This is a genomic window from Mycolicibacterium parafortuitum, from assembly GCF_002086815.1.
GTDB classification, from domain to species: Bacteria; Actinomycetota; Actinomycetes; order Mycobacteriales; family Mycobacteriaceae; genus Mycobacterium; species Mycobacterium parafortuitum.
In genome coordinates this window covers 297,976-319,359 of record NZ_MVID01000004.1, presented here as the reverse complement: position 1 = coordinate 319,359, position 21,384 = coordinate 297,976, and the positions used below count along the sequence as shown (strand labels likewise).

The window sequence follows — 21,384 nt, the reverse complement described above, 5'->3', positions numbered from 1 at the left end:
CCGAAGACCATCAAGTCCGTCGACGCGATCATGAAAACGAACCGGCGGGAGACCGCGCGCAACCGTCAGGGCTTGCCCGTGCGCTCGCGATGCTTGCAGCCGGGCCAGCAGCACGGTCTGCGCATACCCTCCTCGAGCTCCTCCTGGGTGCGCCGGATCCGTCGCTCCCGCGTCTTGTCCTGCTTGGCGTCCTCCACCCAGCAGATGAACTCGTTGCGTGCCAGCGGGGTGATGTCCTTCCACGCCGCCAGCGCGGTCGCGTTCCCGACGAGTGCGCTGCGCAGGTCCGCAGGCAGCTTGTGGACCACCCCGCCGGGGACCCGTTCGCCGCTCATTCGCCCAGCGTAACGCCGACGCCGAGTTCCGACGCGCTGCGCCGAGTCACCGATGTGCAACGATCGGTTGCGGAGGAGGGACCATGACCGTGTCGGTGTCGACGGTGCGGGATTCGCAGCCGGACCGGTTGGTCGACGCCGCCGACGCGATGGGCCGTACATTCGCGACGCTGAAGACGATCGCCACCGGCGAACGCGAGACGCTGTCCTCCCTGTCGGGCCGCTGGTCCGGTAGTGCCGCGACCGCCGCACTCGACGCGGGACTCAAGGACAGCGCGCATCAGGACCGGATCGCGATGCGGCTTGGGCACCTGGAGTCCGCACTGCGCAACGGCGGGTTGCAGCTGGGCGCGCTGCGCGAGGGTCTGCTGGATCTGGTGGCCTCGACCGAACGATTCGGATTCTCGGTCGCCGACGACGGCACCGTCACCCCCCAGCAGTGGCTGGTCGGCCCGCTACTCGAGGGCATCGCCGAGAACCTGACCCGGTTCCTGCAGAAGATGCTGCAGTTGTTCACCGACCTCGACGAGAACACCGCCGCGGCGATCGACCAGGCGGCCGGTGTCGACATCCCGAATCCGACGGTGGAGGTCGGCGGAGAGCAGATGCGCCTCCCGTCCCCGGACACCGACCCGGCCGACGTCAAGCAGTGGTGGGATTCGCTGACCGACGCGCAGCGGCAGGAACTCCTCGCCGCGCATCCGCCGATGCTGGGCAATCTCAACGGGATTGCGGCCGAGGTGCGTGATCAGGTCAACGTCGCGGTGATGGACGACGACCTCGACCGGGTCGACAACGTCGCCGCCCGCCACGGCGTCTCCCCCGATCAGGTCACCGCCGACCCGGCGCGCTACGGACTGTCGCCGTCCGACGTCACGCGCTACCAGAACGCCAGGCGGACCCAGGAGGGCCTGGTCCACCAGATGACCGGCGAGAACGAACTCAAGGGGCCCGGCGGCGAGATCCGCCGCTACAGCGACATCACCGACCGGGAGCGGGCCGACAAGAACTGGCGTCCGACCATGCTGTGGGCCTACGACCCTCAGGCGTTCGACGGCAAGGGCAGGGCGGCGGTGACCATCGGCAACCCGGACAAGGCCGCCAACACCGCGGTGATCGTCCCCGGCACCAGCGCCAGCGTCCGCGACGGGTGGTTGTCCGACAACCACAACGACGCGATCAACCTCTACAACCAGTCCTTGCTGGTCGATCCCGACAACCCGACGGCGGTGATGTCCTGGATGGGCTACAACACCCCGGAGAGCTTCACCGACCCGAACATCGCCACCACCGGTCTGGCCCGCACCGGCGGTGACGCACTGGCCTGGGATGTCAACAGCCTCAAGGTGACTCATGATCCCGGCGTCCCCCAGCACATCACTGTCGCCGGGCACTCGTACGGGTCGACCACCGTCGCGGACGCCTTCGCCAACAGCGGGATGCGGGCCGACAACGCGATCCTGCTCGGCAGCCCGGGCACCGACGTCGCGCAGAGCGCGGCGGATTTCGGCGTCGACGGTGACAAGGTGTACATCGGTGACGCGTCGACCGATCCGGTCGGCTGGCTGGGCCAGATGGGCAACACCCTGCCCGGCGAGATCAACGACAGCCTCGGTTCGATGGTCGGCCCGACCGCCGGCCTCGGCGCGGACCCCGCCTTCGAGGATTTCGGCGCGACGCGCTTCCGCGCCGAGGTGCCCGGCGCCGACATGATCGATCCCGGGGACCATTCGTACTACTACACCCCGGGCAGCGAATCCCTGCGTAGCATGGCCGAGATCGTCACCGGCAACGGTGACCGGCTCGGCGACCTGGACCTGCTCGCCCAACCGCGCACCGAGATGACGGTGTCCACCCCGCGTGCGGTCGACCTGCCGATCTTCGGCGAAGTGCCACTCCCCCATGTCGAGGTCGAGACACCGGTGATCTACGACCCGGAATTCAACAGGCCGGGAAGGTGATTCGACTGTGACCCGCCCCGTACCCCCGCCCCTGCGCCTGCCCCTGCCCCTTGCCCACCGCCGCGCCGCGGCCGTGCTCGCCGCGCTGACCGCCCTGGTGGTCCCGATAGGAGGATGCTCGGAGATGTCCGCTCAGAACGATCCGCAGGTGAGCCCGCTGTCCGACGAGGAGTCGCGCGCCCAGGTGGTCGACGCCGCCAGGGAGATCGTGCGCACGGCCGGCCTCGACATCACCTACGCGAACCTGCAGTGGGAGTGGTGCAACGACCAGGGCGAACCGCCGTTCCGCACCAAGGTCGAGCTCGCGTTCGTCGTCCCGCCCGGCAGCACCGGGCAGGCGGCCGGCACCGAGATTGCGACAACCGTTGCCGCGCAACCGGGTTGGGAGCCCGGTCCACCCCCCGGGCAGCATTCGGCCGGCGATGTCGTGCACAAGGGCAACGTGTGGGCCACCGTCGGACCCGGCAACAATCCCGACCGCGGCGGCATCGTGGTGTTCGGCGAATGCCGCAACATGAACGACCACCGCGACACCGGCGGGGTGGAGATCACCGACGAGATCCGCGGCTGAACTACCGCGGGACGTCGGGCAGGGTGATCGAGCGCGGCGGAAGCGCCAGTGTCCGAACGTGTTCGGCGATCTGCTCCAGCGAGGTCACCCACACGTCGTCGTGCTCGAGCACGTACCGCATCAAGTCCCCCAGCTCGGCGGCGCGTGACGCCCGGCCGGTCAGGAACGGATGATTGGTCAGCACCCAGCAGCCGCCGACACCACGAAGAGCGTCGAACTCCAGTTGCCACAGTTCCCGTGCTTTGCGGGGGCTCTCGATCAGGCCACTCCCGGACACGTCGGGCAGGTAGCAGTACTGCTCCCAGTCGTCGAGCGCCCACTGGATCGGGATCTCGACCAGGGACTGGTCCGCGCCCGGGGTGATCGACAGCTCGTAGGGGTGGTCGGCGTCCATCAGGCTGGAGTCGTACAGGAAACCCCGTTCGGCCAGCAGCGCCGGGGTGCGCCACGACAGGTCCCACATCGGGGCCCGGTATCCGACCGGCCGCACACCGGCGACGTCGGCCAGCGCCGCGAGCCCGCGGTCGAGCGCGTCGATCTCCTCCTCGAGAGTCAGCGCGGTCGGCTGCTCGTGCAGATACCCGTGATGGGCGATCTCGTGGCCGGCCGCGACGATGCTGCGCACCGCCTCGGGGTAGCGGTCGGCGGTGTGCCCGGGAACGAAGAACGTCGACCGGATCTGGTGCTGCTCAAGGAGATCCAGGATGCGCGGGATACCGACGAGCGGGCCGTAGGCCTGGTGGCTCATCACGCTCATCCGGGCAGCGACGGCCTCGTTGCCCCACAGGACCGCCGACTCGGCGTCCACGTCGAACGTGAACGCCGCGGCGGCGGACTTGCCGTCGGGCCAGCGCAACTGCTCCATCAGATGACCATAAGGCTGATCAGCTCGTAGACCAGGTTCGCCGCGGCCACCGCGGTGACCTCGGCGTGGTCGTAGGACGGCGCCACCTCGACGACGTCGGCGCCCACGATGTTCAACGCGCGCATCGCGCGCAGCACCGCGACCAGCTCCCGGCTCGTCATCCCGCCGATCTCGGGGGTTCCGGTGCCCGGCGCGAACGCCGGGTCGAGCACGTCGATGTCGATCGACACGTACACCGGATGGTCGCCGACACGCTCGAGCACCCGCTCGATCACCCCGTCGACGCCGATGCGGTCGATGTCGCGGCAGTGCACCGCGGTGAACCCGAGTTCCGCGTCGTCGAGCAGGTCACCCGCGTCGTACAGCGAACCCCGGATCCCGACGTGCGCCGAATTCCCCTTCACGATCAGACCCTGTTCCGACGCGCGCCGGAACGGGGTGCCGTGGGTGCACGGCGCCCCGAAGTAGGTGTCCCAGGTGTCGAGGTGAGCGTCGAAGTGCACCAACGCCACCGGGCCGTGCAGCTCATTGACCGCCTGCAGCGCGGGCAGCGCGATGGTGTGGTCGCCGCCGAGCAGCACAAACCGTTGGTCCGGGGTGCGGACGTGGTCGAGGATCCCGGCCTTGATCTGCTCCACCGCGGCGTCGATGTCGAACGGGTTGGCCGCGATGTCGCCGGCGTCGACGACCTGCGCGGAGGCGAACGGCGTCACCTCCAGAGCCGGGTTGTACGGCTTGAGAAGTCGGGACGCCTGCCGGATCGCGGCGGGGCCGAACCGGGCACCGGGACGGTAGGTGACGCCGCTGTCGAACGGCACCCCGAGCACCGCGATGTCGTGGCCGTCGACCTCGTGGAGCTGCGGCAGCCGCGCGAACGTGCCGAACCCGGCGTAGCGCGGCACCTGCTGCGCGTCGATCTGGCCGAGTACGCCGGACTCCGAACGGATCCGCGGGTCGATCTGCACTGGATACTCCTTGCTCATACTCGGGTTCGGGTCGATCCGCCGTTACACGAGACCACTTGTCCCACAATTGCTTCCACGCTGAAGTCGGCGAGCAGCTCAACCGCGGCGGACACCTCGCCGGCGCTGCCGATACGCGCCAGCGGGATCGCCTCGGCATACCGGCGATGGATCTCGTCGAGGGCCACTCCGGCCGCGTCGGCATCCACCTGCAGCTGCGGGGTGTCGATCACGCCGGGGGCGACCGCGTTGACGATGATGTGCTCGCGCGCCAGTTCGCGGCCGAGTGTCTTGACCAGCGAGATCAGCCCGGCCTTCGACGCCGCGTACGCGGTGGCCTCCGGCCAGCCGGTCACGCCCCACTCGCTGGAGATCACCACGATGCGGCCCGCACCGTTCTCACGCATGTACGGCAGCGCGCTCTGGATGAGGTAGAAGGTGCCACCGAGGTTGGTGTCCACCACTTTCCACCAGTCGGCGTCGTCGTGCTCGAGCAGCGGCGCCATGGTCATGTACGCGTGGTTGGCGACGAGCACGTCCAGCCGTCCGGCGATGGCCGCGACGTGCGCGGCGATGGTCCGGCACTGGTCTGGGTCGGAAACGTCTCCGGCGGCGGTGAACCCGCCGATTTCGGTGGCCAGCGCGGTCAGCGCGTCGCTGGGTTCGCGGTCGTTGACCGCGACCGTCGCACCGGCGTGGGCGAGCCGGCGCGCGTGGGCGGCGCCCATGCCCTGGGCGGCACCGGTCACCAGTGCGACGCGGCCGCGCAGATCGGTACTCAAATCACCGCTCCCGAGTTCACGTTCACGACGTCGCCGGTGCTGAACGTGGCGTCACAGACCAGGTATTCGACGCAACGAGCCACCTCCGCCGGCGTGGTGAGCCGGCGCAGTGGCAGCATCTGCAGGTAATCGTCTGCGCGCCAGGGTGAGTCGGGGGCCAGCAGCGGGGTGTCGGTGGGTCCGGGGGCGACCGCATTGATCCGAACCCCGCTGCCGGCTGTTTCCGCGGCGAGGCTACGCACGAATCCGAGGATCGCGCCCTTCGCCGCCGCATAGTGGGCGTCTTCGTCACCGCCGCCGACGGCGAGCTCGCTGGCCACCGCGACCAGCGATCCGCGCGTCGCCCTCAGGTCCGGCAGCGTCGCACGCGCGACGTTGACCAGCCCGCCGAGGTGGACGCGCAGCATCCGCCGCCACGCGTTCTCGCTGATGTCGGACACCGGCGCCATCTCGTAGTAGCCGGCCGACGTCACCACAGCGTCGAACGTTCCGAGCTCGTCACGCAGTTTCCCGACCGCACGGGCCACCGCGTCGGCGTCGGATACATCGACCGCGACGCTGTTCGCGGCGGCACCGGGGTTCAGGTCCAGGCAGCCGACCCGGTAGCCGCGGGCGGTGAGCGCGTCGACCACCGCGGCGCCGATACCGCTGGCGCCGCCGGTGACCAGCGCGACCTTGTCAGTCATCGACCAGTACGGGCTCGTCCTGCGGCGCGGAGATCCGGGATTTCACGCTCGTGTACAGCACCGCGCCGATGATGCCCAGCACCACGACACCGATCCACACCGACCAGTCCAGGTAGCGCTGCTCGAAAGCCACGCGCGGCCACGCGATGTTGAGGAACTGCAGGACCGCCCACACCACGGCGACCACGGCCACCGGCATGGTCCACCCGCGCAGCGAGAACGCACCCGGCGTCCACGCCTTGCGCAGCAGCACCGCCAGGAAACCGATCAGCGGGAACAGGAAGGCCAGGTAGAAGCCGCCCGCGGTGAAGTTCACCATCAGCGAGTAGATGTCTCCGGCGACGATGCTCAGCAGGAACAGCGCGGCACCGATGACGGTGGTCACCAGGATCGCGACCACCGGGATCCGGGCCTTGCCGCGCAGCTGTACCAGCGTGCGCGAGGCGGGCAGTGCGCCGTCGCGGGCGTAGGCCCAGATGACCCGCGACGCGGAGGTCTGCAGGGCCAGGAAGCTGGCCAGGAAGCCGATCACGAACATCACCTGGACGGGCTTGGCGATGCCGGCGCCCAGCGCGGTGGTCAGGGTGTCATAGACCGGGTCGGCGACGGCGCCCTCGGCGACCGCGTCGAGGTCCGGGATGGCCAGGATGATCGCCAGCGCCGAGTAGCCGACGACCAGCGCGATGAACGCGATCGAGAACAGCACGGCCTTGGGCAGATCGCGACGCGGGTTGTGGACTTCCTCGGCGATCGAGCCGGCGCTCTCGAAGCCGACGAACGACCAGCCGATGAACGCGACCGCGAGCAGGAACGGGCCGCCCAGGTAGGCCCCGAGGTCCAGGTCGGCGCCGCCGCCCTCGAACAGCACCGACAGCGAGTTGTGCCGATGGAAGATCAGCAGCCACGTGCCCAGCACGACCGACCCGATGACCTCGGCGATGATGCTGCCGATCATGAAGATCTTGAGGGCCTGGCGCCCGACCAGGTTCACCGCCGTGCCGCAGAGCAGGATCACCAGCGCGATCAGCGCGAGCGTGCCACCCGACGGCTCCTCGATCCCGACGATGTTGGCGACGAAGCCCGCCGCACCCAGCGCGACGGTCGCCATCGCGATGACCAGGGTCCACATGTAGACCCAGCCCGCGAACCAGCCGTACGTGCTGCCGAGCAGCCGGCGCGACCACTGGTAGATCGAGCCTTCCAGCGGCCACCGGGAGACCAGGGTCGCGAACACCAGCGCCACCAGGAACTGGCCGGCGAAGACCAGGGCGAAGCCCCACCAGAAGCTCGGCCCGGCCGCCGATAGGGCGAGGCCGAAGATTCCGTACAGGGCGACGATGGGCGAGATGAAGGCGAACGCGAAGGCGAACGCCGATCCCAGCGAGAACTCCCGGCGCAACTGAGGCTGCTGCTCAGCCGGGCTGACCAATGACGACATGGCTGGAACTATCGACGCCGAGGTCAGGTGACGCCAGCTGTGAAGGTGAAGACGCCAGAATCGCACCGTCGCGGGGGTGCGGTATTGGAGGATCGCACAACGGAGGCGCCCCGGCGTGTGACAGCCGCGTTACGCTCGCGGGGTGTCAGAGCAGCGTGCGGAGTCGGTCGCCCCGACGCTGCATGATTTGCTGGAGACGGCCCGGTTGGGGTTGTCGGTTCCCGCCGACACCGCCCAGGATCTGGACCGGACCATCAGCTGGGTGCACACGACCGAGATGCCGGATCCGTCGCGGTATCTGCGCGGCGGGGAGTTGGTGTGCACCGTCGGCATCAGCCTGAACAGCGAGCGCAGCTGCACGACGTTCGTCGACGCGCTGGTTTCCGCCGGGGCTGCGGGGGTGTGTTTCGGCGTAGGTGACGGACATGACACCGTGCCTGCCGCGCTGCTGCAGCGGTGCAGGCAGAAGGGGCTGCCGGTGCTGGTGGCGCCGCCGTCGGTGCCGTTCAGTGTGATCAGCCGGTTCGTCGCGGAGTTCCGGCTCGGTCACGAGATCGCGGTCGCGCGGGCGACGAACGCGCTGGTCCCGGAACTGCTGTTGTCGCTGCGCCGGCACGACTCGCCCCGACAGCTGCTGGACGCGGCGGGCCAGGTGCTGGGGTGCTACTTCCTTCTTGAGCCCGACGGCAGCGCGGAGGGTGACGCGGACAGTGACGCGGGCAGTGAGGACGCCGGGGTGACGGTCCCGGTGCCGGGGATGGGCACGCTGGTGTGGATGGGCCGGGGTGACCGCCCGGAGCCGGCACTGCTGGACCTGATCGCACGGTTCGTGCGTGCGGCGCAGGGTGAGCGCGACATCGAGGCGGCGTTGACCCGGGAGCGGGTCGGGCAGCTGCTGTCGCTGGTCGAGCGCCGGATGCTGCTGCCGGACGCGTTGAGCCAGTTGTTGGAGTGGCCGGGGTTCGGTGAGGAGGTCGCGTGCTCGGCGTGGCCGGCCGGTGCGGGCGCGCTGTTGTCGATCTCGTTCCCGGACGCGTTGATCGGGGATGCCCCGGATCTGTGTCTGATGCTGACGGTCGGCGCGGCGAAGGTGACCGACGACCTGGCGCTGCCGACGGGGCATTCGGCGCCGGTGCCACTGCCTGACCTCGGGTCGGCGATCGCGCAGGCGCGCATCGCGCTGGGCTTGGCCGAGCACCGGGGCGGCCGGGTGGGGCCCGATCAGTTGAGCACGCTGGAGAGCCTGCTGGAGCAGTTGCCGCTGGCGCAGCTCGCGCCGTTCCGGCAGTTGTTGATCGATCCGCTCACGGAGCTGGACAGCGCGCGCGGCACCCAGCATGTCCGAACGCTGCGGACCTTCGTCGCGTGCAACGGCTCGCTGAGCGAAACGGCCAAGGCGTTGTTCCTGCACACCAACACGGTGCGCCACCGGCTGTCCCGCATCCAGGAGATCACCGGCCGAGACCCGTTGCAGCACAACGACTTGACGGCGTTCGTGATCGGCATGTGGGCGGCCGAGCGGGCGGAGTGACCCTCAGGCAGCGCCGTCGAGGCGAGCCTTGTCGATCTCGCCCTTGATTTCCCGGTACGCCTGCACGCGCGCCATGACCGAGTCCACGGCCGGGCTCGTGGACGATGTGTCCGGCGTCGCTTCGACGCCGTAGAGCATTGCGCTCAACTCGGCATGAAGCTCGGCGCGCTGCGCGGCGACTTTTGCATCTTCACGTTCCCTGCGCAGCGAGTCGTCGATGTGTTGTGCCTCTTCCGCGCATTTGACGATCAGCACGACGCGGCGGTTCGCCGTGTCCTCCAGCCTTTTTATCGTTGCCTTGGCTTCGGCGAGGATCCTGCGATCGTCGTCGTTCGGCGACTCAAGCCCAGCCAGCCTGTCGGCAACCAAGCGAAGGTCGTAGGCCTTCTTCAAGCTGCCGGTGATCGTCTGGATGTCGGTCGTGAAGTCAACGTCACCGAGCCATCCGGCGTGCGCAGCTTCCGAATCGCCGACCTGTCTCGCTGCCACGACCGCGGATTCGACAACTTCGGCATTCTTCTTGCCGAGCGTCGCGATGCGCTCCTGCCGCGCTCGTTGGTCGCGTTCCCGACGCTCCCGCTTCGCCTCCGCAGCCTGCTCATATGCGTCCGCACGGTCCCGCTCCTCGGCCTCCGCGCGACACTTCCGGTCCTCTTCTCCTATCGCGAGGATGATCCAGGTGATCAGGGCGGCGCCCCCAAGGATCAGGAGGAGTATCCACACCGGCTTGGGGACTATCGCGATCAGTACGACGGCCAAAACAAGGAATCCGCCCACGGCTGATCCGCTGAATGAACTACTCATGCCCCCCACAAACTCCCTCGTCGCCCCGGCTGCATTTTAAGGGCCCTGCTTGATTCCGGGACTTTATTGGGGCACCGCGATCAGCGGCCAGGCTGAACCAGGCTCGACTTCAGTTCCGCATCGGCGGTGGGGGTTCGTAGGGGTTGTACCACTTCCATTGGGCGCGTTCACCGCACGGCCCGGGGTAGGGCGGGACATCGGGTGGTGGTGTGGACGGCTGGTGTGCCAGCGACCCGTGCGTCAGTGGTTTACCGAGGTGATTGGCGACGACGAGCCGGTGGGCGGGGCCGACGATGTTGATCAGCCCACGGTGGTGCGCGCGATGGTGGTACGGACACACCAGCACCAAGTTCTCGAGCTCGGTTTCCCCGCCGTCTTCCCAGTGCACGATGTGGTGAGCATGCAGCCCCTGGGTGGATCCGCAGCCGGGGACGACGCAGGTGCGGTCGCGCTGTTCCAGCGCGCGTCGTAGCCGCCGGTTGACGGTGCGGGTGCTCCGTCCGGCACCGATGGGCCGGCCGTGGCGTTCGAACCACACCTCGCAGGTGGCGTCACAGGACAGGTAGCGGCGCTCCTCGTTGGTCAGCATCGGTCCGAGATGCAGTGCGGCGACTTTGGTGTCGGCGTCGACGTGCACCACCACCGTGGTGTGCTGGCCGTGCGGGCGACGGAACGCCTCGGCATCCCAGGCGGCCCGCACCAGCGCTTTGAACGCCGCGACCTTGCCGGGCAGCGGCGGACGCTGCGACTGCGAGCCGCTGTCGGTGTCGGTGTCGTGGTCGTGGTCGCGTTTCCACTCCGCGATCAGTCCGTCTTTGTGCGATTGCAGTGCCGAGGCGAAGATCGCGGAGTTGTCGTGGGTGAGCTTGATGTGCCAATAGGTGTAGTCGGCGTCGCTGGTGGTGGTGATCGCCTCGTCGGGCATCGGCGGCGGGAGCGGATCGTCACCCTCTTCGGCGAACGGATCGACCTCGGGTTCGGGGTCGGGGCGGGGTTCGAGTTTGACGGCGGTGCGCAGCTGGCTGACCGAGGCGTTCTCGGCGAGCTGGGCGTAGTGGGCATCGGAGCCCTCGCCGGCGTGCTCGGCGATCACCCCGACCTGATCCAGCGAGAAGCGGCCCTCCTTGAGCCCTCCGACGCAGAGTGGGAACTCACCGAGCCGATCGGCCACCGTGACAATGGTTTCGGCGTTGCGGCGCGAAGTCCCGACCTTCCAGGCCAGTAGCGCCGCGACCGTTTTGGCGCCACTGATGCCGAGCAGTTGCTGCCGGTCGATCTCGGCGGCGAGCTCGACGATGCGCCCGTCGATGGCATTGCGCTGACCGGCCAACTCGGAGAGCTCGTCGAAGATCAACCCCAACTGATCCGACTGAGTCAGCCCGACAGACGTGTCAGCACCGGTCAAGGACATAGCCCCATACAACCACCCGGGTCTGACAACTAACGCGCGCGAAACCGCCTGTCACTCAAACGAATCGCGATGACCGCGAAACTGCGCCCAGGGTCGTGAAATTGGTCAGATCACGACCCTGAGCACCGTCTCGCGGTCGGGCGACGTCGTCGCGCAGGTCGATACAGCTAGCGGATGGTGTACCCGCCGTCGATCAGCAGATCCGCGCCGTTGACCATGCCGGCCGCGTCGGAGGCCAGATACACCGCAGCGGCGGCGATCTCGTCCGGATAGGCGAACCGCCCGCTCGGGATGAGCTTCTTCATCTCCTCCCCGCGCGGACCGTCCCATGCCTTGCGGCCGAGCTCAGTGAGCACCACGGTCGGCGAGATGGTGTTGGCCCGCACCCCGCGCGGACCCCACTCGGAGGCCAGCACCTTGGTCACTCCCAGCACACCGAACTTCGAGGCGCAGTACGCGACGTGCTGATCGAGGGCGACCGTGGCGGCCTGGGATGCCAGATTGATGATGGCCCCGCCCCCGGCTTCCAGCATCGCCGTCCCGACCGCCTGACACATCAGGAACGTGCCCTTCAGGTTCACGTCGAGGGTCGCATCCCATCCCTTCACCGACAGTTCCTCTGCCGGGGCCAGCGCCACGATGCCCGCGCAGTTGACCAGGATGTCGATCCGGCCGAACGTCTCCAGTACCGCGTCGACGACAGCCCGCACCGAATCGGGATCCGCTACGTCGCAACGAAATCCGCGACTGTCGCCGGGCAGGGACCGGGCCGTCTCGACCGCGCCGTCCTCATCGCGGTCGACGACGGCGACCCGGGCGCCCTTACCCGCGTAGGCCGAGGCGATGGCCGCCCCGATGCCGGCGGCTCCGCCGGTCACCAGGGCGACCTTGTCGTCGAGTCGGAAGGTGAAATCGACTTCAGTCACCGATATGTCCGATCGTCCGCTCAGGGCTGCTTCTGACCGGGAATGCCCTCGTAGGCGATGTCGCCGGTCTCGAGGTTCTTCGTGATCAGGTCGCTGAGTCCGTCGAGGAACTGCTGCCGGCCGGTCACCACGTGCTCGATCGCGACGTCGACGTTCTCCGGGGTGATGGCGGGCATGATGTAGACGGGCTTGGTGTCCACGGTCTCCCCCTTGACCAGCGCGTTGGCGACCGCCAGGCCCGTCGCGAGTTCCACGGTGCCGTTCTGCAGTGAGGTGCCGATGAACTCACCGCTCTTGACCGCGTTGAGCCCGTCCTCGATTCCGTCGATGCCGACGATCGGCACGCCGGTCCGGCCGGCCTCCTTGAGTGCCTGCAGCGCGCCCAGACCCATGTCGTCGTTCTGCGCGACCACCCCGTCGATCTGCGGGCCGAACCCGGAGATCCAGTTCTTCATCTTGTTGACCGCCTCGTCGCGTTTCCAGTTCGCGGTGTCCTTGGCGAGCACTTTGATGTCGGGATACTTGGCCAGGGTCTGCTCGATGCCCTTGCTGCGGTCGAGTTCACCGGACTGTCCGAGCGGGCCCTGCAGGATCACGATGTTGCCCCTGCCGCCGAGTCGGTCGGCCATCATCTGCATCTCCTGTGCCCCGGCCGCAACATCGTCCGGTTGCACGCTGGCAGCGACGTCGGGGCTGTTGAGCGCGGCGTTGACCGGGATGAGCGGAATTCCCTTGGCCTTGGCCGCTGCCACCTGCGGCCCGAGCGAATCGGCTTGCACCGGAACCACGATGATCGCGTCCACACCCTGGTTCATCATCGAATCCACCTGGCTGGCCTGGGTGGAGACGTCGAGATTGGCGGAGTTCCAGACCAATTCGATGTTGTTGTCCTTGGCGTAGGCCTCCATGCCCTCTTTGCCGGCGGTGATGAACGAGCTCATGTCGTACACCGTGACGCCGATCCGGGACGCGTCGCTGCCCGCGCCGGGGTCACCGGCGCCGCAGGCGGTCATCGTCAAGCCCAACGCGGTGGCGGATGCGACCGCGAACATCTTTGTGCCCAGTCTCATGTGTCTTTCTCTTTTCAGTGGTGGGGATGGGATCGCGGACGCCGGATGCGTCCGTCAAGTTCTTCGGCGGGAGGACCACACGTCGACGGCGACCGCCGACACGATCAGTACGCCCTTGATGACGTCCTGCCAGTAGGCGGGCACGACCAGGATGTCCAGGCCGTTGTTCAGCGTCTGGATCATCAAGAGCCCCAGTGCGGTTCCCCAGATCGACCCGCGACCGCCCATCAGGCTCGCGCCGCCGATCACGACCGCGGCGATCGCGTCGAGTTCGTAGCCCTGGCCCAAGTTCGGCGGTCCCGAGATCACTCGCGAGGCCAGCATGACGCCCGACAGCCCGGCCAGCAGGCCGGAGATCGCGTACACGCTGAACAGCACGTTCTTGGCGTTGATCCCGGCGATCTCGGCGGCGACGCGGTTGCCGCCGACGGCGTAGACCCGCATGCCGTAGGTGGTGCGCTTCATGATGACGGCCAGCGCGATGATGGCGACGATCATCAGCAACACCGGCACCTGCAGTCCGAGGATCTTGGTGTTGGCGATGGAACCGAACTCGGCGGGCAGCCCGTTGATCGGTGCGCCGCCACCGATCACATACGCCATGCCGGAGCCCGCGGTCAGGGTGCCCAATGTCGCGATGAACGGTGGAACGTTGAGGCGCGACACCAGGATTCCGTTCACGCAACCCACCGACAGACCCACCAGCATCGCGACCAGCACGCTCAGCCAGACCTGGCCCGGGTTGGCCTTGGCCGTGGCCGCGGCGGCCATCGCCGACACCGCGATGACGCTGCCCACCGACAGGTCGATGCCGCCGGTGAGGATCACCAGCGTCTGCCCGAGCGCGATCAGCGCGAACGGCGCGGCGGCCACCAGGATCGTGACGAGGTTGTCGACCGTGCCGAATCGTGCACTGCGGTAACTGAAGTAGGCGATGACCAGCAGCATCACCAGCACCATCGCGTATCGCAGCGCCATCCCGGCGAACCACTCGCGCGAGAACAGCCGCACCGGCTCGCCGGTGACCGGCGACGCCACACTGGGTGCCCGGGAGGACGCGGTGTCCTCCCCGTCAAGCCTGGTGGTCACGATACGGCCTCCTGATCGCTGGGAAGTGAAGTCTCCGGAGTGGAGTCGAGCGCTGTGGCAAGCCGGAAGACCGACTCCTGCACCGCGGGATGATCGAGTGCGTCGCGGTCCAATTCGCCGACCAACCGCCCCTCCCGCATGACGAAGGCACGGTGCGACAGGCCCACCACCTCGGGCATGTCCGATGAGGCCATCAGCACCGCCATCCCGCGGGCGGCCAGTTCGGTGATGATGCGGTAGATCTCGCTGCGCGCGCCGACGTCGACCCCGCGGGTGGGTTCGTCGAGCAGCAGGACGTTGACGTCCCCGGTCAGCCACCGCGCCAGCACGACCTTCTGCTGATTGCCGCCCGAGAGCGTGCCGACCTCCTGGCTGAGCCCGCGACTGCGCAGCTGCACCGAGGCCATCGCCTGCTCGACGGCGGTGTTGCGCGCCTTTCCGCGCAGCCAGCCCGCCAGCGAGAACGACGACATTCTGGGCAGTGTCGCGTTGTCCAGCACGCTCATCGACAGCACGGCACCGGAAAGCTTGCGGTCTTCGGGCACCATCGCCATCCCCGCCGAGATCGCGGCGGCCGGCTGGTTACGTTTGACCGTCTTCCCGCCGACCGTCACGGAGCCACCGGTACTGTGCCGGGCTCCGAAGATCGCCTCCAGCAGTTCGGTGCGGCCGGCGCCGACAAGTCCAGCCAGCCCGACGATCTCACCGGCGCGGACCGTGAACGACACCGGCCCGGAGGCGCCGTCGACGTGCAGGTCGGCCACCTCGAGCACCGGATCGTCCCCGGGGTCGGACCGGTCGGGGAACAGGGCCTCGAGTTCGCGGCCGATCATCGCGGTGACGATGTCGTCGTCGGAGACGTCGTCGATCGACTCGTCCAAGATCAGGCCGCCGTCGCGCAGTACCACCACCCGGTCCGCGATGGCCCGGATCTCTGCCATCTTGTGCGTCGTGTAGACCATCGCCACCCCGTGGTCACGCAGTTGCCGCACGATCCGGTAGAGGCCTTCGACCTCTCGCTCCGAGATCGCCGAGGTGGGTTCGTCGAGCATCATCACCTGCGCACCGGTGCGGGCCGCCTTGACGATCTCGACGATCTGCCGCAGCCCCACCGGCAGGCTGCCCATCCGCGCGGTCGGGGAGATCGCGACGTCGAACACGGCCAGGGTCTCCCTGGCCTCGGCGATCATCGCGCGCCGGTTCAGGAACGGCCCGCGCTTCAATTCCCGTCCCACGAACAGGTTCTCGTAGACGGTCATATCCTCGATCGAGGCCAGCTCCTGCGGCACGATAGCCACGCCGTGCCGGACCGCGTCCCGGGTGTTGCCCGAAGCCAGCGTCTTTCCGTGCACCGACACGGTGCCCGAATCTGCGGCGTACTGGCCCGAGACGATCTTCATCAACGTCGACTTGCCCGCGCCGTTCTCGCCGGACAACGCGGTCACCGTCCCCGGTTCCAGGTGCAGGGTGACACCCTCGAGTACCGGCACTCCACCGAAACTCTTTCTGATGCCCGAACATTCGAGCAGTGCTTCGGCCATCGCTAGTTCGCGACCGGGTGTTCGTAGTTCTCGATTGCCTCGACCTTGGCAGCGGACGCACTTTGCGGGTCGAACTGGTAGCCGATCCACTCGCGGGCGAGCCGGCGCGCCAGCTCCAGCCCGATCACGCGCTGGCCGAAGCACAGCACCTGCGCGTTGTTGGACAACACCGACCGTTCCACCGAGAAGCCGTCGTGTGCGGTGACCGCGCGGATGCCCGGCACCTTGTTGGCGCTGATCGCCACCCCGAGCCCGGTACCGCACACCAGCAGTGCGCGGTCGGCCTTGCCGTCGGCGACGATCCGGGCCGCCGCGACAGCGATGTGCGGGTAGGCGGTGTCCTCGTCGGACCCCACCCCGACGTCGGTGACCACCTCCACCCTCGGGTCGGACGCCAGGTCGCCCTTGAGCGCTTCCTTGTACTCGTATCCGGCGTCGTCAGAACCGACGACGATCCGCAGCTTGTCCATCAGATATCTCCTTGCCCAACAGATGTGAAGCACTCGGCGATGGTGTGTGCACACATCGCCAGTGAGGTGGCGCCGGCGTCGGGAGTGCCGACACTGCGCTCGGCCAGCGGGCGGGCCCGTCCGACCTTCGGGCGCAGCGACGCCGTCGCGCTCGCGGCCGCGGTGGCGACCTCCGCAGCGTCCCGCCACGCCTCGCCGAGCGAAGCGCCGTCGGACACCCGCCGGTCCAGCTCGTCGACGAGCGGCAGCAGCGCGTCGAGCATCGTCTTGTCGCCCGGCGCCGCGCCCCCGAGTGCGACCAGGGCGTCGTAGCCGTCCCGCAGGCCGGCCGCGACGCCGGCCGCATCCGGTGTCCCGGTGTCGCCGAGCCGAGCGCCGACCGCGGTGAGCAGCGCGCCCCAGAGCACCCCGGACGTACCGCCGGCCTTGGCCGCCCACGCCCTGCCCGCGGCGCTCAGCACCGACCCGTGTCCGGCGCCGCCGTCGGCGGCCTCGGTGGCGGCATCGCGCGCCGCCGAGGAGCCCTTCACCATGCCGCGGCCGTGGTCGCCGTCTCCGGCGACGGCGTCGATGCGGCCGAGCTCGGCTTCGGCGTCCGCGAGCATCGCCGCCACGGCCTCCAGTCCGCGGGCGACCAGCCGGCCGACGGCGCGGCCCTCGTCGTCGGCGACGGCCGCCGGTTGGGTTGCCGCCGCGACGGTTTCGTCGTCCTGGCTGCGGGCTTCACCGGCCGGGGCCGTCACCGCCGACCCCTTGCGGTAGGCCGGGGTGTCGGCGGGTGCGGTCCAGTACCGCTCCAGTTCGTCGTCGAGCCACATCACCGTCAGCGAGCAACCCGCCATGTCCAGGCTGGTGACGAGTTCCCCGACCTCGGGTTCGACCACCACGTATCCCCGGTCGCGCAGCAGCCGCGACACCTCGCCCCACACCACGAACAGTTCCTCGTACTTGGTCCGGCCGAGGCCGTTGAGGATCACCGCGATGCGCCGGCCGTCGGCGTCGGGGCGGTCACCCAGCACACCGTCGACCAAGGTGCCGGCCAACTCGGCAGCGGTGGGCATCGGCTCCTCGGAGACACCGGGCTCGCCATGAATACCGAGGCCGACGCCCATCTGCCCGTCGGGCACCGTGAACAGCGGTTCGTCGGCGCCGGGCAGGGTGCATCCGTCGAACGCCACCCCGAGCGTGCGGGTGGCCGCGTTCGCCGCCTCCGCGACCCGCAGCACACCGGCGAGATCGAGTCCTTCTTCGGCCGCGGCGCCTGCACATTTGAAGACCGTGAAGTCCCCCGCGATGCCGCGCCTTTTCGTCTCGTCACCGCGCGGTGCGCTGGCGACGTCGTCGGTCACGGCGAAGTAGTGCGCGTCGATGCCCTCGCTGCGCAGTTGCGTCACGGCCAGACCGAAGTTCATCACGTCGCCGGCGTAGTTGCCGGTGGTCAGCAGCACGCCGGCGTCGGAGTGTGCGGCGCGCGCAACCGACGCTGCCTCCTCGGCCGACGGCGAGGTGAAGATGTTGCCGACGACCGCGCCGTCGGCGAAGCCGGGCCCCACGGTGCCGCAGAACGCCGGATAGTGCCCGGAGCCGCCGCCGATCACGACGGCCACCTTCCCCGGCCGGGTGCGGTGCGCCCGCACCACGCCGCCGGGCACACCCACCACGTAGCGGGCGTTGGCGTCGAGGAAGCCGGCCAGCATGTCCTCGGTGAAGCGGGCGGGGTCGTTGTACAGCTTCGTCATCGCAACCTGTCTCCGGATTCGGCGTCGAACAGATACACCCGCTCCGGTGGCGCCGTCACGATCACTCGCTGGTCGGTCCGGTACGAATCGGCTGCCGGGGTCTGCACCACGAGACCGTCCTCCAGTCCGGGCACGGTGCCGGTCAGCAGCCCGAACTCCAGCAGGTGCTCGAAGTACGCGACCGTGGCGGCGATTCCGTCGCCGTCGGCGCCACCGATCACGCAGTCCTGCGGCCGGACACCGACATCGACCGTCGCGCCGTCCTGTAGTCCTGAGGTCGCCGCGTCCACGGTGGTCTCCAGACCGCCTGCGTCGGCGCCGATCTCGACCTGCACGCCGCCGTCGCGTACCCGGGCGATACCGCGCAGCACGTTGATCTGCGGTTCGCCGACGAACTGGGCCACGAACAGGTTCGCCGGATCGTCGAACACCTCGTCGGGGGTGCCGAACTGCTGGACCACCCCGGCGTCCATCACCGCCAGCCGGTCCGCCAGCGACAGCGCCTCCACCTGATCGTGGGTGACGACGATCGTGGTGTATCCGAATTCCCGTTGCAGCACTTTGAGTTCGCGGCGCACCCGTTGCCGCGCCGACGCATCGAGATGACTGAGCGGTTCGTCGAGCAACAGCACCGGTGGATTGCGCACGAGCGCGCGGGCCAGCGCCACCCGTTGCTTCTGCCCGCTGGACAGGCCCGCGGGCCGCAGCTCCAGCATGTCGTCGAGCTCGAGTCGGCGGCTGATCGCGGCCACCGTCTGCTCGGCGCCCTTGACCTTTCGGGCCTTCAGCCCGTACAGGAGGTTCTCCCGCACCGACATCGGCGGGTAGAGCGCGTAACTCTCGAAGCCGACCCCGACGCCACGCTTGGCGGCCGGCAGCTGCGACACCTCCCTATCCCCGATGCGGATCGATCCGCCGGTGACCGTCTCCAGCCCGGCGATCATGCGCAGCGTGGTGGTCTTCCCACAGCCCGAAGGACCGAGCAGGGCGACCAGTTCACCCGCCTCGATCGCGAGGTTGATGCCCTTGACCGCGGGCACGACCTCCCGGCCACGGTAGACCTTGACGAGATCGGTCAGCGTGAGGCTCTGCGCGGCCGCCGCCTCGGTCGCACCGCGCGCCCGGCTCCGCGTCGTCGATGTCGTCCGAGTAGTCGAAGTCACTGTGCGGCCTCCAATACCGGCTCGTGGCCGGACGTCCCCAGCCGTGGTGTGGCGCCGTCGCCGATCTCGAAAAGATGGACGTCGGTATCGGCGACGGTCAGCGCGACCTCGGCGCCTTCACCCGCCCCGCCGCGACCGGCGGTGAGCACGATCAGCTGGGTGCCGCCGATGTCGACGGTGAGCTCGACGTTCCGGCCGAGCCGTTCGGCGAGCACGACGCAGCCGCGCGGTGCCGATCCATCGGCACTCGGTGCTACGTCGGCCTGAATGTCGGCCTGAATGTCGCAGGGCCGCAATCCCACCCGGACACGGTCGCCGCGCTGACACGGCGTGCTCGGCGGGACGGGAACGTCGAAGGTGCCGTCGCCGAGCCGGATCCGGCCGCTGTCCACCACCCCGTCGAGCAGGTTGATCTCGGGCTGACCGAGTGCCTTGGCCACGAAGGTGTCCGCCGGTTGGTGCCAGATCTCCTCGGGGCGGCCGATCTGTACCAGCCGGCCGTCGCGCATGACCGCGATGCGGTCTCCCAGCGCCAGCGCCTCCTGGTAGTCGTGCGTGACGTAGATCGTGGTGGTGTTGCTCATCGCGCCGAGCTGTTTGAGTTCGGCGCGCATCGATGCCCGCAGCTTCGCGTCGAGATGGCTCAACGGCTCGTCGAGCAGGTAGACGTCGGCCGGGCGGACCAGCACCCGCCCCAGCGCGACGCGTTGACGCTGTCCGTTGGACAGCTCCCGCGGAAAACGCTTCTGCAGGTGGTTGATTCCGAGGGTCGAGGTCACCTGGTCGATGCGCTCGGCGCGCTCGGCCTCGGTGTAGCGTCCCGTCCTGCCGGACTTCAGCGGCGAGGCCAGATTCTCCGCGACGGTCTTCTGCGGGTACAACGCGTAGCTCTCGAACGCCATCGCGACGTTGCGGTTGTACGGCTCCACCAGGGTGACATCGTTGCCGCCGATGTGGATCGACCCCGCGTCGATGTCGACCAGGCCCGCCACCGATTTCAGCGTGGTGGTCTTGCCCGCGCCGCTGGGGCCGAGGATCACGAAGAACTCCCCGTCGGCGATGTCCACCGAGAGCCCGTCGACCGCGTCGATCGTGTTGCCGCCCTTGTTGAACGACTTGTGCACGTCAACCAACGACACCGTTGCCATCAGGCCTTCACCGCCCCGAACGACAGGCCGCGAACCAGGTACCGCTGAATGGTCAGGGCCAGTATCAGCGGTGGTAGCGCGGCGATGATGGCGGCCGCCGCGGTCAGGTTGTAGTAGGCCTGACCGCCGCCGCCGAGGAACTTGGTGATCGCGAGGGTCACCGTGCCGGCATTGCTGTCGGCGAGAATGAGGGGGAACACGTAGTTGTTCCACGCGAAGATGAACGCCAACAGGGCGGCCGCGGCGATGCCCGGCCGCACGATCGGCAGCGCGACCATCACGAACGCCTGCCGCCGGGTGTATCCGTCCAGCAGCGCGGCCTGCTCGAGATCGTCGGGCAGGTCCTGGAAGTAGGACCGCAGGATCCACACCACCAGCGGCATGGTCACCAGCTGCAGCACCCAGATCATGCCGACCTTGGTGTCGAACAGCCCGATCTGGTTGTAGATCACGAACAGCGGCACGATCACCATCAACTCGGGCGCGAACCGGAACGACAACATCGTGAACATCAGGTCGTTGCTGCCCTTGTACTGCCAGCGTCCGGCGGCATAGGCCGCCGGGATACCGATGACGAGCGACACGATCACCGCGCCACCACAGTTGAGCAGGCTGGTCACCAGCGAGGCCTTGAAGTCGACGCTGGTCATCTCGGTGCCCTTGTTGCTCAGCACGGTGACGAAGTTCTCCAGCGTCGGGCTGAACGAGAAGTAGGTCGTGGTCTGCTCCTCGGCGTTCTTCAAGGCCAGCAACAGCATCCAGAAGATCGGGAACAGCGAGAAGACGAACCAGAACACCAGCCCGACGTCGGCGGCGACCGCGCCGATCGACCACCGCCGCTGACCGGGTTGCAGTTCCGCCCGGCTGAATCGGTCCTTCAGACCCGCCATGT

20 protein-coding genes are annotated in these 21,384 nt (G+C 68.5%); 3 read left to right on the top strand and 17 right to left on the bottom strand.

The genetic code is table 11. The features are described 5' to 3' along the window. Nucleotides 1–65 precede the first annotated feature (65 nt). Nucleotides 66–335 (bottom strand): YdeI/OmpD-associated family protein, encoded by a 270-nt coding sequence (locus BST38_RS07985; RefSeq protein WP_083142717.1) that lies wholly within the window; start codon nt 333–335, stop codon nt 66–68. 83 nt (nt 336–418) lie between these two features. Between BST38_RS07985 and BST38_RS07980 the strand changes: the two genes are divergently transcribed. Next, entirely contained in the window at nt 419–2,296 is a 1,878-nt protein-coding gene (locus tag BST38_RS07980) for an alpha/beta hydrolase (protein WP_083142716.1), read from the top strand. A gap of 7 nt (nt 2,297–2,303) precedes the next feature. Continuing rightward, nucleotides 2,304–2,867: a lipoprotein LppJ family protein gene (locus tag BST38_RS07975; protein WP_237160697.1), complete on the top strand. Its 564-nt coding sequence runs from the start codon at nt 2,304–2,306 to the stop codon at nt 2,865–2,867. Nucleotide 2,868: 1 nt separating this feature from the next. On the opposite strand, the gene BST38_RS07970 is transcribed toward BST38_RS07975, so the two are convergent. The 5 genes from BST38_RS07970 to BST38_RS07950 are packed head-to-tail and all read right to left on the bottom strand — an operon-like array spanning nt 2,869 to nt 7,600. Next, a complete protein-coding gene (locus tag BST38_RS07970; RefSeq protein ID WP_083142715.1) occupies nt 2,869–3,732 on the bottom strand; it encodes a polysaccharide deacetylase family protein in 864 nt (287 codons plus the stop codon). Further along, entirely contained in the window at nt 3,732–4,715 is a 984-nt protein-coding gene (gene speB / locus BST38_RS07965; RefSeq protein WP_181791977.1) for an agmatinase, read from the bottom strand. Before speB ends, BST38_RS07970 begins: the two co-directional genes overlap by 1 nt. After that, nucleotides 4,712–5,476: an SDR family NAD(P)-dependent oxidoreductase gene (locus BST38_RS07960; protein ID WP_083142714.1), complete on the bottom strand. Its 765-nt coding sequence runs from the start codon at nt 5,474–5,476 to the stop codon at nt 4,712–4,714. Before BST38_RS07960 ends, speB begins: the two co-directional genes overlap by 4 nt. Continuing rightward, the gene (locus tag BST38_RS07955) at nt 5,473–6,162 is read right to left on the bottom strand and encodes an SDR family NAD(P)-dependent oxidoreductase (protein WP_083142713.1); all 690 of its coding nucleotides are present in this window, start codon (nt 6,160–6,162) and stop codon (nt 5,473–5,475) included. The genes BST38_RS07960 and BST38_RS07955 overlap by 4 nt, the downstream gene beginning before the upstream one ends. Next, a complete protein-coding gene (locus BST38_RS07950) occupies nt 6,155–7,600 on the bottom strand; it encodes an APC family permease (RefSeq protein WP_083142712.1) in 1,446 nt (481 codons plus the stop codon). The genes BST38_RS07955 and BST38_RS07950 overlap by 8 nt, the downstream gene beginning before the upstream one ends. A 142-nt stretch (nt 7,601–7,742) precedes the next feature. On the opposite strand from BST38_RS07950, the gene BST38_RS07945 reads away from it, so the two are divergent. Then, nucleotides 7,743–9,131, top strand: a complete 1,389-nt coding sequence (locus BST38_RS07945; protein ID WP_083142711.1) for a PucR family transcriptional regulator — start codon at nt 7,743–7,745, stop codon at nt 9,129–9,131. Nucleotides 9,132–9,134: 3 nt separating this feature from the next. On the opposite strand, the gene BST38_RS07940 is transcribed toward BST38_RS07945, so the two are convergent. The 11 genes from BST38_RS07940 to BST38_RS07890 form a co-directional block, all read right to left on the bottom strand. Further along, nucleotides 9,135–9,935 (bottom strand): hypothetical protein, encoded by an 801-nt coding sequence (locus BST38_RS07940; RefSeq protein ID WP_083142710.1) that lies wholly within the window; start codon nt 9,933–9,935, stop codon nt 9,135–9,137. A 109-nt stretch (nt 9,936–10,044) separates the two neighbouring features. Next, nucleotides 10,045–11,346, bottom strand: coding sequence for an HNH endonuclease signature motif containing protein (locus BST38_RS07935; RefSeq protein ID WP_083142709.1), 1,302 nt, complete (start codon nt 11,344–11,346; stop codon nt 10,045–10,047). Between the two features lie 167 nt (nt 11,347–11,513). Then, nucleotides 11,514–12,272, bottom strand: a complete 759-nt coding sequence (locus BST38_RS07930) for an SDR family oxidoreductase (protein WP_420872515.1) — start codon at nt 12,270–12,272, stop codon at nt 11,514–11,516. Between the two features lie 20 nt (nt 12,273–12,292). Beyond that, a complete protein-coding gene (locus BST38_RS07925; RefSeq protein ID WP_083142707.1) occupies nt 12,293–13,342 on the bottom strand; it encodes a substrate-binding domain-containing protein in 1,050 nt (349 codons plus the stop codon). 54 nt (nt 13,343–13,396) lie between these two features. Continuing rightward, nucleotides 13,397–14,431, bottom strand: a complete 1,035-nt coding sequence (locus BST38_RS07920) for an ABC transporter permease (protein ID WP_083142706.1) — start codon at nt 14,429–14,431, stop codon at nt 13,397–13,399. Further along, nucleotides 14,428–15,972 carry a sugar ABC transporter ATP-binding protein gene (locus tag BST38_RS07915; RefSeq protein ID WP_083142705.1) on the bottom strand — a complete coding sequence of 515 codons (1,545 nt, stop codon included), beginning with the start codon at nt 15,970–15,972 and terminating at the stop codon, nt 14,428–14,430. The genes BST38_RS07920 and BST38_RS07915 overlap by 4 nt, the downstream gene beginning before the upstream one ends. Nucleotides 15,973–15,974: 2 nt before the next feature. Next, nucleotides 15,975–16,442 (bottom strand): ribose-5-phosphate isomerase, encoded by a 468-nt coding sequence (locus tag BST38_RS07910; protein ID WP_083142704.1) that lies wholly within the window; start codon nt 16,440–16,442, stop codon nt 15,975–15,977. Further along, a complete protein-coding gene (derK, locus tag BST38_RS07905) occupies nt 16,442–18,181 on the bottom strand; it encodes a D-erythrulose 4-kinase (RefSeq protein WP_083142703.1) in 1,740 nt (579 codons plus the stop codon). The genes BST38_RS07910 and derK overlap by 1 nt, the downstream gene beginning before the upstream one ends. Continuing rightward, entirely contained in the window at nt 18,178–19,260 is a 1,083-nt protein-coding gene (locus tag BST38_RS07900; RefSeq protein ID WP_237160707.1) for an ABC transporter ATP-binding protein, read from the bottom strand. The genes derK and BST38_RS07900 overlap by 4 nt, the downstream gene beginning before the upstream one ends. A gap of 80 nt (nt 19,261–19,340) precedes the next feature. Beyond that, nucleotides 19,341–20,492, bottom strand: coding sequence for an ABC transporter ATP-binding protein (locus BST38_RS07895; RefSeq protein ID WP_083142701.1), 1,152 nt, complete (start codon nt 20,490–20,492; stop codon nt 19,341–19,343). Continuing rightward, on the bottom strand, nt 20,492–21,382 hold the full coding sequence (locus tag BST38_RS07890; RefSeq protein ID WP_083142700.1) for a carbohydrate ABC transporter permease: 891 nt from the start codon (nt 21,380–21,382) through the stop codon (nt 20,492–20,494). Before BST38_RS07890 ends, BST38_RS07895 begins: the two co-directional genes overlap by 1 nt. Between the last annotated feature and the right edge of the window lie 2 nt (nt 21,383–21,384).